At 63.6% G+C, this 16,084-nt stretch carries 17 protein-coding genes; 6 read left to right on the top strand and 11 right to left on the bottom strand.

Annotated elements, in window-relative coordinates; genetic code table 11:
• The 7 genes from gatB to rpsU form a co-directional block, all read right to left on the bottom strand.
• On the bottom strand, nt 1–1,509 hold the full coding sequence (gene gatB / locus AABA34_RS06065) for an Asp-tRNA(Asn)/Glu-tRNA(Gln) amidotransferase subunit GatB (protein WP_338304342.1): 1,509 nt from the start codon (nt 1,507–1,509) through the stop codon (nt 1–3).
• A complete protein-coding gene (locus tag AABA34_RS06060) occupies nt 1,502–1,711 on the bottom strand; it encodes a hypothetical protein (RefSeq protein ID WP_338304341.1) in 210 nt (69 codons plus the stop codon). The genes gatB and AABA34_RS06060 overlap by 8 nt, the downstream gene beginning before the upstream one ends.
• Nucleotides 1,712–3,193, bottom strand: coding sequence for an Asp-tRNA(Asn)/Glu-tRNA(Gln) amidotransferase subunit GatA (gene gatA / locus AABA34_RS06055; protein WP_338304340.1), 1,482 nt, complete (start codon nt 3,191–3,193; stop codon nt 1,712–1,714).
• A gap of 1 nt (nt 3,194) precedes the next feature.
• Nucleotides 3,195–3,497: an Asp-tRNA(Asn)/Glu-tRNA(Gln) amidotransferase subunit GatC gene (gene gatC / locus AABA34_RS06050; RefSeq protein ID WP_034953195.1), complete on the bottom strand. Its 303-nt coding sequence runs from the start codon at nt 3,495–3,497 to the stop codon at nt 3,195–3,197.
• A 59-nt stretch (nt 3,498–3,556) separates the two neighbouring features.
• Entirely contained in the window at nt 3,557–5,281 is a 1,725-nt protein-coding gene (locus tag AABA34_RS06045; RefSeq protein ID WP_338304339.1) for a DUF4153 domain-containing protein, read from the bottom strand.
• A 29-nt stretch (nt 5,282–5,310) separates the two neighbouring features.
• Nucleotides 5,311–5,907, bottom strand: a complete 597-nt coding sequence (locus AABA34_RS06040; RefSeq protein WP_338304338.1) for an FKBP-type peptidyl-prolyl cis-trans isomerase — start codon at nt 5,905–5,907, stop codon at nt 5,311–5,313.
• 127 nt (nt 5,908–6,034) lie between these two features.
• Nucleotides 6,035–6,241 carry a 30S ribosomal protein S21 gene (gene rpsU / locus AABA34_RS06035; protein ID WP_066772550.1) on the bottom strand — a complete coding sequence of 69 codons (207 nt, stop codon included), beginning with the start codon at nt 6,239–6,241 and terminating at the stop codon, nt 6,035–6,037.
• 216 nt (nt 6,242–6,457) lie between these two features.
• Here rpsU and crcB point away from each other — a divergent pair, with 216 nt between their 5' ends.
• From crcB to AABA34_RS06010, 5 genes are read left to right on the top strand one after another with little or no spacing between them, the layout of a single operon-like run.
• Nucleotides 6,458–6,874 carry a fluoride efflux transporter CrcB gene (gene crcB / locus AABA34_RS06030; protein WP_338304337.1) on the top strand — a complete coding sequence of 139 codons (417 nt, stop codon included), beginning with the start codon at nt 6,458–6,460 and terminating at the stop codon, nt 6,872–6,874.
• Nucleotides 6,871–8,037, top strand: coding sequence for an RluA family pseudouridine synthase (locus tag AABA34_RS06025; protein ID WP_338304336.1), 1,167 nt, complete (start codon nt 6,871–6,873; stop codon nt 8,035–8,037). Before crcB ends, AABA34_RS06025 begins: the two co-directional genes overlap by 4 nt.
• The gene (locus AABA34_RS06020) at nt 8,034–8,696 is read left to right on the top strand and encodes an HAD-IA family hydrolase (protein WP_338304335.1); all 663 of its coding nucleotides are present in this window, start codon (nt 8,034–8,036) and stop codon (nt 8,694–8,696) included. The genes AABA34_RS06025 and AABA34_RS06020 overlap by 4 nt, the downstream gene beginning before the upstream one ends.
• Nucleotides 8,693–8,932 carry a hypothetical protein gene (locus AABA34_RS06015; RefSeq protein ID WP_338304334.1) on the top strand — a complete coding sequence of 80 codons (240 nt, stop codon included), beginning with the start codon at nt 8,693–8,695 and terminating at the stop codon, nt 8,930–8,932. The genes AABA34_RS06020 and AABA34_RS06015 overlap by 4 nt, the downstream gene beginning before the upstream one ends.
• The gene (locus AABA34_RS06010; protein WP_338304333.1) at nt 8,929–9,630 is read left to right on the top strand and encodes an ATP12 family chaperone protein; all 702 of its coding nucleotides are present in this window, start codon (nt 8,929–8,931) and stop codon (nt 9,628–9,630) included. The genes AABA34_RS06015 and AABA34_RS06010 overlap by 4 nt, the downstream gene beginning before the upstream one ends.
• 7 nt (nt 9,631–9,637) lie before the next feature.
• On the opposite strand, the gene AABA34_RS06005 is transcribed toward AABA34_RS06010, so the two are convergent.
• The 4 genes from AABA34_RS06005 to AABA34_RS05990 form a co-directional block, all read right to left on the bottom strand.
• Nucleotides 9,638–10,255 (bottom strand): ABC-type transport auxiliary lipoprotein family protein, encoded by a 618-nt coding sequence (locus AABA34_RS06005; RefSeq protein WP_338304332.1) that lies wholly within the window; start codon nt 10,253–10,255, stop codon nt 9,638–9,640.
• Nucleotides 10,256–10,266: 11 nt separating this feature from the next.
• Nucleotides 10,267–11,214 carry an MlaD family protein gene (locus AABA34_RS06000; RefSeq protein WP_338304331.1) on the bottom strand — a complete coding sequence of 316 codons (948 nt, stop codon included), beginning with the start codon at nt 11,212–11,214 and terminating at the stop codon, nt 10,267–10,269.
• A gap of 62 nt (nt 11,215–11,276) precedes the next feature.
• Nucleotides 11,277–12,125: an ABC transporter ATP-binding protein gene (locus AABA34_RS05995; RefSeq protein ID WP_338304330.1), complete on the bottom strand. Its 849-nt coding sequence runs from the start codon at nt 12,123–12,125 to the stop codon at nt 11,277–11,279.
• Between the two features lie 3 nt (nt 12,126–12,128).
• Entirely contained in the window at nt 12,129–13,241 is a 1,113-nt protein-coding gene (locus tag AABA34_RS05990; protein ID WP_338304329.1) for an ABC transporter permease, read from the bottom strand.
• A 108-nt stretch (nt 13,242–13,349) separates the two neighbouring features.
• Between AABA34_RS05990 and AABA34_RS05985 the strand changes: the two genes are divergently transcribed.
• On the top strand, nt 13,350–16,082 hold the full coding sequence (locus tag AABA34_RS05985; protein ID WP_338304328.1) for a valine--tRNA ligase: 2,733 nt from the start codon (nt 13,350–13,352) through the stop codon (nt 16,080–16,082).
• The last annotated feature ends 2 nt before the right edge of the window (nt 16,083–16,084 follow it).

The raw sequence follows: 16,084 nt of genomic DNA, 5'->3' as shown, positions 1-16,084 counted from the left end.
TTACCCCAGCTTGTCCTTCAGCAGCTGGTTCACCACCGCCGGGTTCGCCTTGCCCTGCATCGCCTTCATCGTCTGACCGACGAAGAAGCCGAACAGCTTGTCCTTGCCGCCGCGATATTCTTCGACCTTGTCGGCGTTGGCGGCGATGATGGCGTCGATCGCGGCTTCGATGGCGCCGGTGTCGCTGACCTGCTTCAGCCCTTCGGTATCGGCGATTTCACCCGGTTCACGGCCCGTACGCAGCACCAGTTCGAAGATTTCCTTGGCCTGACCGCCCGAAATCTCGCCCTTGTCCTGCATCGCGAGGATCGCGGCCTGGCTTTCGGCGGTGGCGCGGGCGGGATCGGCTTCCTCGCCATAGTTTTCGCGCGCCTGCTTGATCACGCCTGGAGCGACAGACAGCGCCCAGTTGGCGACCTGCGTGGCGACGGCGGTTTCGGGTTTGCCGATCGCCTTGGCCGTCGCAGCCAGCAGCGTTTCAAACCGGGCGAAAGTCTCAACCTCGGCCGTCAGTTCGCGCGCATTGTAAGGCGTGAGGCCCAGCTCCTGCTCATACCTTGTGCGCTTGGCATCGGGTAGTTCGGGCAGGCTGGCGCGGCATTCCTCGAGGAAATCATCCTCCAGCACCAGCGGCAGCAGATCGGGATCGGGGAAGTAACGGTAATCATGCGCGTCTTCCTTGCTGCGCATGGTCCGCGTGGTGCCGGTGCCCGGATCGAACAGGCGCGTTTCCTGATCGACGGTGCCGCCGCTTTCCAGCACGTCCACCTGACGGTTCGCCTCGTATTCGATAACCTGCATGACGAAGCGCACCGAATTGACGTTCTTCGTTTCGGTCCGCGTGCCGAATTCCTCGCCCGGACGGCGCACCGAAACGTTCACGTCGGCGCGCATCGATCCTTCTTCCATGTTCCCGTCGCACGATCCGACATAGCGCAGGATCGAGCGCAGCTTGCGCACATAGGCCCCCGCCTCTGCGGGAGAGCGCATGTCCGGACGGCTGACGATTTCCATCAGCGCGACGCCCGAACGGTTCAAATCGACATAGGACATGGTGGGGTGCTGATCGTGCATCAGCTTGCCCGCGTCCTGTTCGACATGGATGCGTTCGATGCCGATCACCTTGTCTTCGGGAATTCCGGATTTTTCGTCCGCCTCGATCAGCAACTGCCCTTCGCCCACCAGCGGGTGGTAAAGCTGGCTGATCTGGTACCCCTGCGGCAAATCGGCGTAGAAGTAGTTCTTGCGGTCGAAACGGCTCCACTTGTTGATCTGCGCTTCGATCGCCATGCCGGTGCGCACCGCCTGACGGATGCATTCACGATTGGGCACGGGCAGCATGCCGGGCATCGCCGCATCGACAAGGCTGACCTGGCTGTTCGGCTCCGCCCCGAACGCGGTGGAGGCGCCGCTGAACAGCTTGGCGTTGCTCGTCACCTGCGCGTGGACTTCAAGGCCGATCACGACCTCCCATTCACCCGTTGCGCCCTGAATGCGGTAGTTACTCATTGTCTTCTGCCTTGTCTGTCTCAAGTCGCCGTCCGGGTCTTGCCTCACCCGGCGGTGTCGGAGCGGGATCGCGGATCACCTTCCCGCTCGCATCAAACCGCGCTTCGCCGTGATCGATCGTCTTCGAAAGATACATCACCACCCCGCCGATCAGCACAAAGGCGACGAGGAAGATAAGGACGAAGGTCGCGGTGAAACCCATTTACCACCACTTCTCCGGCGCGTGGGTGAACCCGGCGCGTTCCTGAATGGCTAGGCCCGCATCGAGCACGGTCTGTTCGTCAAACGGCTTGCCCACCAGTTGCAGCCCCAGCGGCAGGCCGTCGGGGTTCAGCCCGGCGGGCACGCTCATCGCGGGAAGTCCGGCGAGGCTCGCGGGAACGGCGTAAACGTCGTTCAGATACATCGCCAGCGGATCGTCCACGTTCTCGCCCAGCGGGAAGCTGGCGGTCGGCGTGGTCGGCGCAAGGATCAGGTCACAATCCGCCCATGCGTTCTCGTAATCGCGGGCGACGAGCGCGCGCACTTTCTGCGCCTGATTGTAATAGGCATCATAAAAGCCCGCCGACAGCACATAGGTGCCGATCAGGATGCGGCGCTTCACCTCGTCACCGAAACCGGCGGCGCGGGTGGCGGCGTACATGTCCTGAAGGCCCGCACCATCGGGCAGGTCGCGCAGGCCATAGCGCACGCCGTCATAGCGCGCGAGGTTGGACGACGCCTCTGCCGGGGCGATGATATAATAGGCGGGCAGCGCGTATTTGGAATGCGGCAGCGAGATATCGACGATTTCGGCGCCTGCATCCTTCAGCCACGCCATGCCCTGTTCCCACGAAGCGATGACGGCCGCGTCGGTGCCTTCCATCCGGTATTCCCTGGGAATGCCGACACGCTTGCCCTTGAGGTCGCTCGACAACGCGGCTTCCCAGTCGGGCACGTCCATCTTGAGGCTGGTCGCATCCTTCGGATCGAACCCAGCCATCGCGCCGAGCATGATTGCGCAATCCTCGACGCTACGGGCCATCGGGCCTGCCTGATCGAGGCTGGAGGCGAAGGCGACGACGCCCCAGCGCGAACACCGGCCATAGGTCGGCTTGATCCCGCAAATGCCGGTGAAGGCGGCTGGCTGGCGGATCGAACCGCCGGTGTCAGTGCCCGTCGCCGCCGGAGCGATGCGCGCGGCCACCGCAGCCGAGGAACCGCCCGATGATCCACCGGGCGACATGGCAGCGTTGGAACCCGCCTTTTTCCAGGGCGAGGTGACATTGCCGAAATGGGAGGTTTCGTTCGACGATCCCATCGCGAACTGATCAAGGTTCAGCTTGCCCAGCATTCCCGCGCCCGCGTTCCACAGGTTTTGCGACACGGTGCTTTCGTATTCGGGCTTGAACCCTTCGAGGATGTGGCTCGCCGCGCTGGTCTGCACCCCGCGCGTTGCGAACAGATCCTTCATCCCGATCGGTACGCCCGCCATCGCGCCCAGTTCCTCACCGGCGGCGCGCTTGGCATCGACGGCATCGGCAGCGGCCAGCGCGTGATCGGGGGTGGTGACGATGAAGGCGTTGAGCACGGCGGCTTCGGCCACGGCGGCGTTGAAGCTTTCCGCCACTTCGCGCGCGGTGAAATCGCCGGCGCGCACGCCGTCGCGGATGGCTTTGACACCCAGAGAGGTAAAGTCGGTCATATTATTCGATCACCTTCGGCACGCCGAAAAATCCGTGTTCCGCAGCCGGAGCGTTGGCGAGCACATCGTCGCGTTTGCCCCCGCCCGTCAGCGGATCGGCGTCCACCACGTCATCGCGCAGGCGCAGCGTGTTGGGGATGACGGCGGACATCGGCTCAATGCCGGTCACATCGACTTCGCCCAATTGCTCAACCCATGCGAGGATGCCGTTCAATTCGGGCACCATGCGTTCGAGTTCTTCGTCGCTCGTCCTGATCCGCGCCAGCGACGCGATCTTGGCAACATCTTGTTTGGATACTGACATGGCGCGAGCGTTAGCGCCGCACAGGTGCGCCTTCAAGCGGGAGTTGGGCTGTCAGCGCGCTATTTGAAAGGATCGCCGACGGGTTTGCCGTCGATATAGACCTGTTGCCCGGTGAAGGGGCGCAATTCGATGGTGCGATCCAGATCGATCTCGGGCATTTGACGAGCGACAGAGGGAAGAAGTTCGCCTCTGAAATTATCCAGCATTATGGCCTTCGCCACTCCTGGCTCAACCCGCAGATAACGCATCGAGCCACCGGCTTCGCGCGTGTTCAGCACAACTGCGAGCACGCCGTTCGCATCCTCGCGCAAATTCGCTACGCGGCAGCTATCCTGGCAAAGCCAGGCATCCTCTTCGAGCCGCGCCCTGATTGCCGTGGCTGCGGCATCGTCAAACGCGGAAAGATCCACCCCGGCAATCGCGTCTCGCTGTTCGGGCAGCAAGGGGCCAAAACCACGGCTTTCCATCGCCTGCGCCTCTGCAGCGAGCTTTGCCACCTCGCCCTCGCGCGCGGCCAGATCGGCCAATGCATCGCGTCCGGCATCGCCGAAATCCCAGCGCAGCGCGTTGAAGTCGAAATCCTCCGCACTCACCGCACCGGAATCGAGCCGGGCGATCTGGTTCTTCGCGGAAATCGCACCGAAATTGAAAATCGGCATCGCCAGAATCAATGCGAACCCGCAGGTCAGCACCGCCAAATGCAGGTTCGACTGGCGCAAATGCTCGCGCCATCCCCCCTCCATCAGCGTGCGCCACCCGCGAATGGCGGAGACGAAATAGGCAACACCATAAGCCACCGCGACCGCGATCGATACGATTGCCCAGAGGCGTTCCGGGCTAAGGCCATGCTGCGCGATCCGCGTGCCCATTGACAGCGCTGCCATCACCGACAGCGGCAAAATGCCCAGCGCCAGCACGAAGCCAGCGACCCGCAGAACCCGTGAATGGCTGGCATGTTCGTCATCATCGCGCACCACCGAATTGGCGAGCACGAAACAGCCGACCGCAATGGCGAGCAACAGCGGCGTGGCGCTGCGCGTTGCCTCCCACAGTACATCGAGGCCCGACAGGGCGACCGCCAGCAGGAACAGCACCAGCGCGACGGCCAGCGGCACGGCAAGGATCGACAGCACAAGCAGCACGACATTCTGCAATGTGCCGATGATCTTCAACTGGTTGCGCAGCACGCCCAGCGCCGCGCCGAAGGTGACGCCGGAATAGACCCAGCCGAAGATTTCCTCTTCGATCAGGTCTTTCAGCAGCTCGATCCGGATCGCGCTGAACAATTCGGCGAGGATCGCGATCAGCGCCCATGAAAGCCCCACAAAGGCGAGCGCCCCGGCGGCGGTGATTGCATCGGTCCAGACGTGGAAATGGGTCGCCTTGTAACTGGTCGCCCAGCGATGGCGGTGGAAACCCGCCTGGAACAGCGGGACCGACAGCGTCACCGCCAACAGACCGGCGGCGACCCAGAAACCTTCATCGGCATAGCGATCGCCCGCGCTCGTCGCGCGCCACGCTATGCCGGCCATGACCAGCGCGACGCCGCCCGCAAACAGCGTAGATGATTTCCAGCGTTCGGGGGAAAGAGTGACGGCGCAGGCGAGCGGGCCGAACACCAGCGCGGCGGTGATCGCCATGCGCCACGGCACCTGTTCGCCGCCATCGCTGGCAATATGGACGAACGCACCCGCCAGCCCGAGCATCAGCGCGAGCGCCCACGGCCGCGAAGGCCATTCGTTCAGGCTGGCATCGTCATCAACCGCTGAGCGTTCGTCCGTCATGCGACACTCGGCTCAGCGGTCAATCAAGATCAGTTGGCCGGAGCCGCTTCGGGCCCGGCGCCTTCCGGTCCGGCGCCTTCCGGTCCACCTGGGCCCATCTGGCTCTGCATGGCGCGCTGCAGGATCGACAAATTGCGATCGAACATCTCGCGGGTCATGAAATCGACCACTTCGACTTCGAATTTGAGGTCGGCACCCGGAGGGATCGGCGCACCCGGAGGCGGCGCGTCGCCATAGGCCATTTCCGCCGGGATATAGAGTTCGTACTTGCCACCCTTCTGCATCTGCTGGAGGCCGAGGTAGAACCCTTCGATGGTCGCGTCCTTTTCGACCGGGAACGGGCTGCCTTCGGGGAAGACACCCTGAACCGGCAGCGGGATGTCCTGCGATTCGTCGAAGACTTCGCCGGTGGACGCGAGCATCCCCTTGTACCGCACGAAAACCATGTCGCCTTCCTGCGGATTGGGGCCTTCGCCAGCCACCAGCGTATCGACGCTGAAACCCTTGGGTACGGCAGCCCATGCCAGCCCTGCGCCGAGCAGGATGGCGATGATTACGCCCAGCCAGATCTTGGTAAGCGAGCCCTTGGCAACGGGCTGGATCGGAACGCGGGTGACTTCGGTCATGGATGATCCCTGAAAGATTGCGCCGGACAGCAAAAGGGCGCGGTAAATACACCGCGCCCTGATGGCTTATCCGATTGTGTGTTTCAAGCGATTGCTGCCTGAAACGCGCCTGTGAAGGCACAACGGCTTACTTGACGCCGTCGCGCTCCATACGCTTGCGCTCAAGCTTGCGAGCGCGGCGAACGGCTGCGGCCTTTTCACGGGCGCGCTTTTCGCTGGGCTTTTCGTAGTGACGACGCAGCTTCATTTCGCGATAAACGCCTTCGCGCTGCAGCTTCTTCTTGAGAGCGCGGAGAGCCTGATCGACATTGTTATCGCGAACGATGATTTGCATAAACGAAGTCTACCTTACCTTTTCAAAAGCGCGAAGACCCGCAGAAAACCGCGGAATTGCGCGTGAAACTGACGCTGGAACAGGCGCGAATCCCGATGGAGACGCGCTCAAACTGGGGGCGGCATAGCGCCGCCTGCACGAAATGGCAAGATGGCAGAGGCTTGCAAAGCGAACACGCGCTATGCAGACGGGCCGCCCCGCGCTAAGGGCGCTCAAATGTCCGCTGCAAGCCTACCCCCTCTCATCGCCTCTTTGTATGTTGCCTCCGGTGCCGCCGTGGGCGGTTTGGCGCGTTATCACATCGGGCGCGGGATCAATTACACCTTCGTGCAGGGATCGAGCTTTCCCTGGGCCACGCTGGTCATCAATGTCGCCGGCAGCTTGCTGATGGGCGTACTGCTGGGCTGGCTGGCGCGATCATCGGGCGCGCCGCAGTTCAAGGAAAGCATGCAATTGCTCATCGGTGTCGGATTGCTGGGCGGCTTCACCACCTTCAGCGCCTTCAGCGCGGAAATGGTGACGATGATCTATCGCGGCCAGATGCTCGCCAGCGTGCTGTATGGTTCGGCCTCGGTAATCGCCGGGATGCTCGCCTTCGTGATCGCGCTTATCGCCGTGCAGGGCCTGCAATGACCGGCGCGAGCACAGAAGTCCGCCAGTTCACCATAGGCGAGGACGATGACGGCGTGCGCGTAGACCGCTGGTTCAAGCGCAATCTGCCGCAGATCGGATTCGCCACGATCTCGCGCTGGGCGCGCACCGGGCAGGTGCGGGTCGACGGCAAACGAGTAAAGCCCGAGGATCGGTTGCAGGCAGGCCAGGTGCTGCGCGTGCCGCCGGGCGGGGAAGTATCGGGCAAGCCGCAGCGCGCCCCCCGCGAATTGTCGCCCGAACAGGTCTCCGAAGCGCGCGCGATGGTGATCCGCGAAACGCCCAGCGCGATCGTCCTCAACAAACCGCCGGGCCTCGCCACGCAAGGCGGCAGCAAGACCAACAAGCATGTCGACGGGCTACTCGATGCCTTTGTCGAGGATGAAGGCACGCCCCGCCCGCGGCTCGTCCACCGGCTCGACAAGGATACATCGGGCGTTTTGCTGGTGGCGAAAACGCCGGGCAGTGCGGCGAGCTATTCCAAGCGTTTCGCCGGGCGCAGCGCGCGCAAGGTGTATTGGGCGCTGGTCGTCGGCGTGCCCGAAGTGCGCGAAGGGACGATTGATGCCCCGCTCGCCAAGCAACCGGGCACCGGCGGCGAGAAAATGCACGTCGACGAAGAAAACGGCGCGGCTGCGAAAACGCGGTATCGTGTGGTCGAACGCGCCGGGCAAAAGGCCGCATGGGTGGAACTGGAGCCGCTGACGGGCCGCACCCACCAGCTGCGCGTCCACATGGCCGCGATCGGCCATCCGATCGTCGGCGATGGCAAATATGGCGGGCAGGACGCTTTCCTGACCGGCACGATCAGCCGCAAGATGCACCTCCACGCGCGCCGCCTGATCATCGCCACGCCTGAAAGCAAGGGAAGCAGCGCAACCGGGGGGGGCAAGCTGGACGTGACCGCCGATTTGCCGGAGCATTTCGCCGCAAGCATGGAGGCACTGGGTTTTGACCCGGCGCTGTCCGATGCCGCGCCGATCCGCGACGAAGCGCCCGAGCGCACTCCGGCGGAAAAGAAGCAGGCCGCCCGCCGCCACTTCAAACAGGCGCGCAAGGAAGCCCGCGCCCCGCGCCGCGCACGCGGAGCCGCGAACAGCGCGAAGAAGACGGCGAAAGGGAAGCCCAAGGGGCGCAAGAAGTGACCCAGCGCCTTGCAGTGTTCGATTGCGACGGCACTCTGGTTGACGGGCAGGCCGATGTGTTGTGGGCGATGGCCCGCGCATTCGAGCGCGCGCAGATGCCCACGCCCGATCCGGCCAAGGTCCGCAGGCTGGTCGGGCTGAGTCTGCCGGTCGCGATCCGCGAGCTGGCCCCCGATGCGGAGCCCGCAACCCAGCGCGACCTTAACGAATTCTACAAATCCAGCTTTCGCGCCCGGCGCGAGGAAGGGCTGCTGGACGAACCGCTTTACGATGGGATCGCCGATCTTCTCCGCGCCCTTCATGCCGATGGCTGGAGCCTTGCGGTTGCCACCGGCAAATCGGATCGCGGCCTCACCGCCTGCCTCGCCGGGCACGGGCTTACCGATCTGTTCGTCTCGCTCCAGACGGCCGACCGCCACCCGTCGAAACCGCATCCCGCCATGCTGGAGGCCGCGCTGTTCGAAGCGGGCGCCGAGCCCGAAGACGCGGTGATGATCGGGGATACCAGCTTCGACATGCAGATGGCCCGTGCGGCACGGGTGCGTGCGGTGGGCGTGGCATGGGGCTATCACTCCCCGGCCGAACTGCTGGCGAGCGGAGCTGACATCGTGGCACGCAACGTCGCGCATCTCGCGACGGAATTGGGAGCGATGCAGTGACCGACATGATCGACAGCGCGGAAATGCAGGCCCGCCGCCGCTATCTCCTCACCAATCTGGTGCGGCTGGGTTCGCTGGCGGCTGTGCTGGCGGGGCTTGCGATGGCACGGCAGGTGATCCCCGGCCCGACCATGCTGGGCGGTGCAATCGCGCTTGGCGGGATGCTCGGGTTCTTCTTTGTCCCGGCCCTGCTGGTGCGACGCTGGAAATCTCAGGACGGAAAAGTCGAGGAATGAAGCGCTTTTACAAGGAAGTCGCCGCTGCCCCAGTGGATGGCGGATGGCAGGTCACGCTTGACGGGCGCGGGATCAAGACGGTCAAAGGTGCGCCGCAGATCGTGCCGAGCGAGGCGCTGGCGTTCGCAATGGCGGCGGAGTGGGACGCGCAAGGCGAAAAGATCGATCCGGCCAGCTTCGTCTTTCGGGATATGGTGGATTACGCCATTGATGTCGTCGCGCCCGAACCGGCGGCGCTGGTCGAGAAGGTTACGACTTATGGCGATACCGACACGCTGCTGTACCGCGCCGACCCGGACGAGCCGCTGTTCGCGCGCCAGCAGGAAATCTGGGAGCCGATCGTCACCACATTTGAGCAGCGCCACGGGATCGAACTGGTGCGGGTCAGCGGCATTGTCCACCGTCCGCAATTCGATGCCGCGCTGGCGCGGCTGCGGGAGCGGCTGGGCGAACAGACGCCCTTCGCGCTGGCGGCGACAGAGGCCATGACGAGCCTTGCCGCTTCGCTGGTGATCGGGCTTTCGGCGCTCGACAACTCGCAGGAGGATGCGGCGCTCACGCTGTGGCAGGCCGCCTGTCTCGAAGAGGAATGGCAGGCGGATCTCTGGGGCCGCGATTACGAGGCGGAAGAACGCCGCGCAAAGCGGCGGGCCGATTTCCTCAACGCGTGGCGGATGGCTCGGCTGGCAACGGCCTGACCGCTACCTATCCCGCGTCAACCACCCAGTCGGCAACTTCGCCCGCGACCGTGTTCGCCACCCGGTTGAGCGCCGGACCGACTGATCCCGCTTCGGGCAACACGCCCTGCTCCCGGCCCTCGAACCGGCGCGAGACGACCTTGCCATCGGCATTCGTCCGGATCGCTTCGAAGCGGACGACCACCGACGAAGTCGGCGCGTCATAAGTCATGTCGAGCAACGTCCCGCGCACGAAGGTATCGGCGCGCGCCGGGGTATCGTCATTGTCCAGCACCAGCGCCGCCCCCCGAGTGCGCAGCGTTTCCCCGATCAACCGGCGGAAAAGACGCGCGGGCTTTTCGATCCAGAACGCCTCTTGCAGATAGGCGACTTCGGTTTCCGACACATTCACCGGCACCCGCAGCACATCGAGCTTTGCCGGGACTTCCGGAGTCAGCACGGCAATCGCGCCCTCGCTGCCCTCTCCCCCAGCCTGCGCGCCCGATCCCGCCGGCGCGCTTGCGGTCGACGACAGCGTCAGCAGGCTTTCGGGTGGGTCCTGCCCCAGGCTGATGCAGCCGGACAGGGTCAGGGCGAAGGCGGCGGAAATGCCCGCCAGCAGGCGGCGCTGTGACGCGGTATTCATCAATGTCCCCATCATGGCTTGTAATCCGGCAGCGACTGCCCGTTGAGCAGCGACCCGGCCCCTTCGGCTTCGAGCCTTTCGGTAATGGATCGCAGGCTCCGACTGGTGGTGCGCAGATCCTGCAAGGTCGCCTCGGCCGCAGGCAGCGTCGACTCGCGCAATTGCCGCGCGGCAGGGCGTGTGTCCTCCAGCGTCGCGGCCAGTGCGGCGGCCGCTTCATTCGCGCTACGCAGCGTGCCGCGAAGTTCCTCGGCCAGTTGCGGCCCTTCCTCGTTGATCAGCCTGTCAGTCGACTGGGTTGCCTTTTCAAAGGCGTCCAGCGCTTCTCCGGCTTCCTTCAATGCCACTTCAAGTTCGGCAAAGGTGGTTTCGAGGCGCGGCGCCGCATCGGCAAGCTCACGCGTCAGCCGGTTCGAATTTTCGAGAATTCCCGCAAGCTGCGCCTGATTTTCCGGCCCCAGCAGGATGTTCAGGTTTTCCGTCAGCGTCGCCAGCCGCTCCAGCAGCAGCGGCGCGTTGTTGAGCAGCGCGTTGATGCCGCCATCCTTTGGCGGGATCACCGGCGCGCCTTCGGGGCAGGCCGTGGTTTCGCAAGTGATCGCAGGCGCACCGCCGCGGGCTCCATCAAGCAGGATGGTGGAAACGCCGGTGAAGCTGGCCTGGATCGTTGCAGTCGTCCCGATCAGGATCGGCACGCCGTCCTTCACCCGGATGCGCACGCGCACGAATTCGGGGTTTTCCTCGGACAGGGCGATATCCACCACTTGCCCCACCGGCACCCCGGCGTAAGCAACCTGGCTGCCATTGGCGAGGCCCGACACCGATTGCGCGTAGAAGATATCGTATTCGTTGTGCGCGCCCTGCCCCAGACGCGCGATCCAGACGATAAACGCCGCAAGCGCCACCAGCAGCGCCAGCGTGACCGCGCCTACCCAAAGGTGATTGGCTCTTGTCTCCATCGTCTATCCCTATGAACGCCCTTGGGCGGCTGTGTCCATCGCTCTGTCGGTTCGCATGTGCATCACCACACCTGCTCGCTCGCTGACAAGGTTTTGAGATTGTGGGTGTTGCGCGCCCCGCGCCCGCGTGGGCCGTTGAAATATTCCTCGATCCACGGGTGCTTGGTTTCAAGCAGTTCGGGGATCGTCCCGACTGCAATCACCTGCTTGTCGGCAAGCACCGCGACCCTGTCGCAAATCTCGTAAAGCGTATCGAGATCATGCGTGATCAGGAACACGGTGAGGCCCAGCGTTTCCTTCAATTCGCGGGTCTGGCGGTCAAACTTGGCCGCGCCGATCGGGTCAAGCCCGGCGGTGGGTTCGTCAAGGAACAACAGCTCCGGATCAAGCGCGAGTGCGCGGGCGAGGCCCGCCCGCTTCTTCATCCCGCCCGACAATTCCGACGGATATTTGGCAATCGCTTCTTCGGGCAGACCAGATAGCAGCACCTTGTAACGGGCGATCTCCTTGCGCAGGCCCTCCTCGATTTCGGGATAGAACTGCTTGATCGGCACTTCGACATTCTCGCCCACGGTCAGGGTCGAAAACAGCGCGCCGCCCTGGAACAGCACGCCCCAGCGCCGCCGCACCCCGATCTTCTGATCCAGATCGACCCCGGTGATCGTCCGCCCGAGCACTTCGATATGCCCTGCGGTGGGATATTGCAGGCCGATGATCGAACGCATCAGCACCGATTTGCCGGTGCCTGATCCGCCGACGACACCGATGATTTCGCCCCGGCGCACTTCGAGGTCGAGCCCGTCATGCACGGCAAAATCGCCGAATTTGTTGACCAGCCCTTCGACCTTGATGACGGGCGGCTCTTCGGCCTTGGCGGGCTCGGGGGCGGTGGCGGTTTCTTGTTCTGCCATCGCTTACCCCCACCCGATTTCGGTGAAGAACACCGCGAAGAACGCGTCGAGCACGATCACCGCGAAAATCGCGGAAACCACCGCCATTGTCGTGCGGCTGCCGACTTCCTCGGAATTCCCGCGCACCTGCATCCCGTGATAACAGCCCGCCAGAGCAACGATCAGCCCGAACACCGGCGCCTTGATCAATCCGACCCACAGATCATGCGTGGGCACCACGTCCTGAATCCGCTCAAGGAAGGTGAAGAACGGGATGCCAAGCGCGAATTGCCCGACCACCGCACCGCCGACAATCGCGACCATCGACGCATAGAAGCCCAGCAGGATCATCATGAAAGTGCAGGCGAGGATGCGCGGGATGACCAGCTTTTCTATCGGGGAAATGCCGATGGTGCGCATCGCGTCGACTTCCTCGGTCAGCTTCATCGTCCCGATCTGCGCGGCAAAGGCGCTGCCCGAACGGCCGGCGACCATGATCGCCGTCATCAGCACGCCCAGTTCGCGCAGGGTCAGCCGCCCGACAAGGTTCACCGTCAGCGCTTCGGCCCCGAATTGTTCAAGCTGCACCGCGCCCTGCTGCGCGATGACGATGCCGATCAGGAAGCTCATCAGGCCGATGATCGGCAGCGCCGCCACCCCCACCAGCTCCATCTGCCGCACCAGCGCACGCATCGGGAATTGCGAAGGATGCCGGACGAGGTTCCAGACTCCGATCAGGATCTGCCCAAAGAACCCGACAACGCCGTAAATGCCGGAGCGCGCGGCAAACACCTTTTCGCCCAGCGCCAGCGGCACGCGCTCCCACGCGGGCACTTGCTCAGGCACCAATTCGGGATTGCCCGCGATGCTTTCCACCGCACCCAGCAATCGGCGCGCCTGCTTGTTCGCGCCGGTGATTTTAGCCGAATGCTTCACCGAAAGTCGGCAGGCGACCCATGCGCCCACCGTGTCGATTTCCTCGACGCCTGACAGGTCGATGGCGGCGAGATCGCCCGAAATCTGGTCAAGATCCTGATCGATAAAGCCAATCGTGGAAACCAGCAGCCGCCCGGAAAGCGCCAGCGTGGCCCCGCCAGCGCTGTCTTGTTCGAGCGTAAAGTGAGCGGCACCGTCCATTGCGTTCAAGGATATGCGGGGAAACGGCGTGCGGCTCAAGGGGCGATGACATGCAAATTGTGATCAATTGTTGCGCTGCACAGCGCGGCTTGGCAAAGCACCCGCGCCATGGACACCAAACTCAACACCACCTTCAATCCCGCCGACATCGAGACACGATGGTACAAGCATTGGGAGGAAAGCGGCGCTTTCCGGCCTGAACGGCCCGATGCCGAGCCCTTTACCATCGTCAACCCGCCACCCAATGTGACGGGATCGCTCCACATCGGCCACGCGCTCGACAACACATTGCAGGACGTGGTGATCCGCTATGAACGGCTGCGCGGTAAGGATGCGCTGTGGGTGGTGGGCACTGATCACGCGGGCATCGCCACGCAGATGGTGGTCGAGCGCCAGCTTGAAGCGAAGCAGGACAAACGCACCAATTACAGCCGCGACGAATTCGTCGACAAGGTGTGGGAATGGAAAGCCGAAAGCGGCGGCCAGATTACGCACCAGTTGCGGCGGCTTGGCTGTTCGATGGACTGGTCGCGCGAGCAGTTCACCATGGACCCGCACTTTACCAAGGCGGTGCTCAAGACCTTCGTCGATCTGTACAATGATGGTCTGATCTACCGCGACAAGCGGCTGGTGAACTGGGACCCCAAGCTGAAGACTGCGATTTCCGACCTTGAAGTCGAACAGCAGACGATTGGGGGCAGCTTCTGGCACTTCAAATACCCGCTGGCGGACGGGGCGACCCTGCCCGACGGGCGCGATTATCTCGAAGTCGCCACCACGCGGCCCGAAACCATGCTCGCCGACATGGCGGTGGCGGTGCATCCCGATGACGAACGCTACAAAAACGTTGTCGGCAAACACATCATCCTGCCGATCACCGGGCGGCGCATCCCTGTGGTCGCGGATGAACACGCCGATCCGGAACTGGGTTCGGGCTGCGTCAAGATCACGCCCGGGCACGATTTCAACGATTTTGAAGTCGGCAAGCGCGCCGGGTTCGTGGCCGGCGAAATGCTCAACATGCTCGATGCCGATGCCAATGTCTGCCAGACCGCCGACGGGCTGGTGCCGGAGGAATTCATCGGCCTGCACCGTTTCAAGCGCGACGGTGTTGACGGCGCGCGCGAACTGGTGGTGCAGCGCATGAAGGAACAGGGATACCTGATCCCGCACGTCACCAAGAACAAGGCGGGCGAAGAAGTCGCGCACGATGCCGAACCGCGTGCAATCGCGACCCCGTTTGGCGATCGCGGCGGAGTGGTGATCGAGCCATGGTTGACCGATCAATGGTATGTCGATGCGGCCAAGCTCGCCGAAAAGCCGATCAAGGACGTGCGCGACGGCACCATCGAAATCGTCCCGAAATCGTGGGAAAAGACCTTCTTCAACTGGATGGAGAACATCCAGCCATGGTGCGTTTCGCGCCAGCTGTGGTGGGGCCACCGCATACCGGCTTGGTTCGACGCGGACGGCAATGTTTATGTCGCCATGTCCGAAGAAGAAGCGCAGGCACAGGCCGGTGAAGGCGTGGCGCTGACCCGTGACGAGGACGTTCTCGACACGTGGTTCTCCAGCGCGCTGTGGCCCTTCGCCACGCTGGGTTGGCCAGAGGACGGCCAGCCGCTGCTCGAAAAGCACTTCCCCAACAACCTCCTCATCTCCGGCTTTGACATCCTGTTCTTCTGGGATGCGCGGATGATGATGATGGGGCAGTACAACATGGGTCAGGCCCCGTGGCCGCGCCTGTATCTGCACGGCCTCGTGCGCGCCGCGGATGGCGCGAAGATGTCCAAGTCCAAGGGCAATGTCGTCGATCCGCTGGGCCTGATCGACCAGTACGGCGCGGATGCGTTGCGGTTTTTCATGGCGGCGATGGAAAGCCAGGGCCGCGACATCAAGATGGATGAAAAGCGGGTTGAGGGATACCGCAACTTTGCGACGAAACTCTGGAACGCGACCCGTTTCTGCCAGTCGAACGGCATCGGCGCCTCCACGACGCTGAAGGCACCCAGTGCCCGCCTCGCGGCTAACCAGTGGATCATCGGCGAGGTTCAGGCCTGCGTCGCCGAAATCGACAAGGCGATGGCGGACCTGCGCTTCGACGCGGCAGCCAATGCGATCTACCAGTTCACCTGGAGCAAGTTCTGCGACTGGTATCTGGAGCTGATCAAGCCGGTGTTTGCCGAAGGCGCGAGCGAGATGGCGGCGAGCGAAACCCGCGAAGTCGCCGGGTGGGCGCTCGACCAGATTCTCGTCATGCTCCACCCCTTCATGCCCTTCATCACCGAAGAGCTGTGGCACGCGCAGGGTGATCGCAAGCACGACCTGATCCTTGCCCAATGGCCGAACCCGCGTGCCGAAGTGTCGAAGGACGCGACTGACGCGATCGACTGGGTGATCGACCTCACCACCAATGTCCGCAGCGCCAAGAACGAACTCGGCATAGCGCCGGGTGCAAAGCTGGCGGCTTACCTGCCCGCAGCCTCGCCCCTCGCAGCAAGCACCGTCGAACGTTCAAGCGCCGCGATCGAGCGCCTCGCCCGCCTCACCCCGGTAACTCTGGACGAAGCGCCCGCCGGCCCGGCTATGCAGGTGACCGCGCTCGGCGATATCTTTGTCATCCCGCTCGAAGGGATCATCGACATCGAAGCGGAAAAGACCCGTCTGGCAAAGGCTTTGGAGGCAAGCGCGAAGGAAGCGAAATCGCTCGAAGGGCGACTATCCAACCCGAACTTCGTCGAACGCGCCAAACCCGAAGCGGTGGAAAAGGCCAAGGCCGACCACGCGCACCATTCGGGCGAAGTCGAACGGCTGACGGCGGCGCTGGCACGGCTGGGGTAACG

It is taken from the genome of Erythrobacter sp. Dej080120_24 (genome assembly GCF_036322605.1).
Classification (GTDB): domain Bacteria; phylum Pseudomonadota; class Alphaproteobacteria; order Sphingomonadales; family Sphingomonadaceae; genus Erythrobacter; species Erythrobacter aurantius.
Note: the sequence above shows the minus strand (reverse complement) of the source record. Positions and strands in the feature narration are given on the sequence as shown.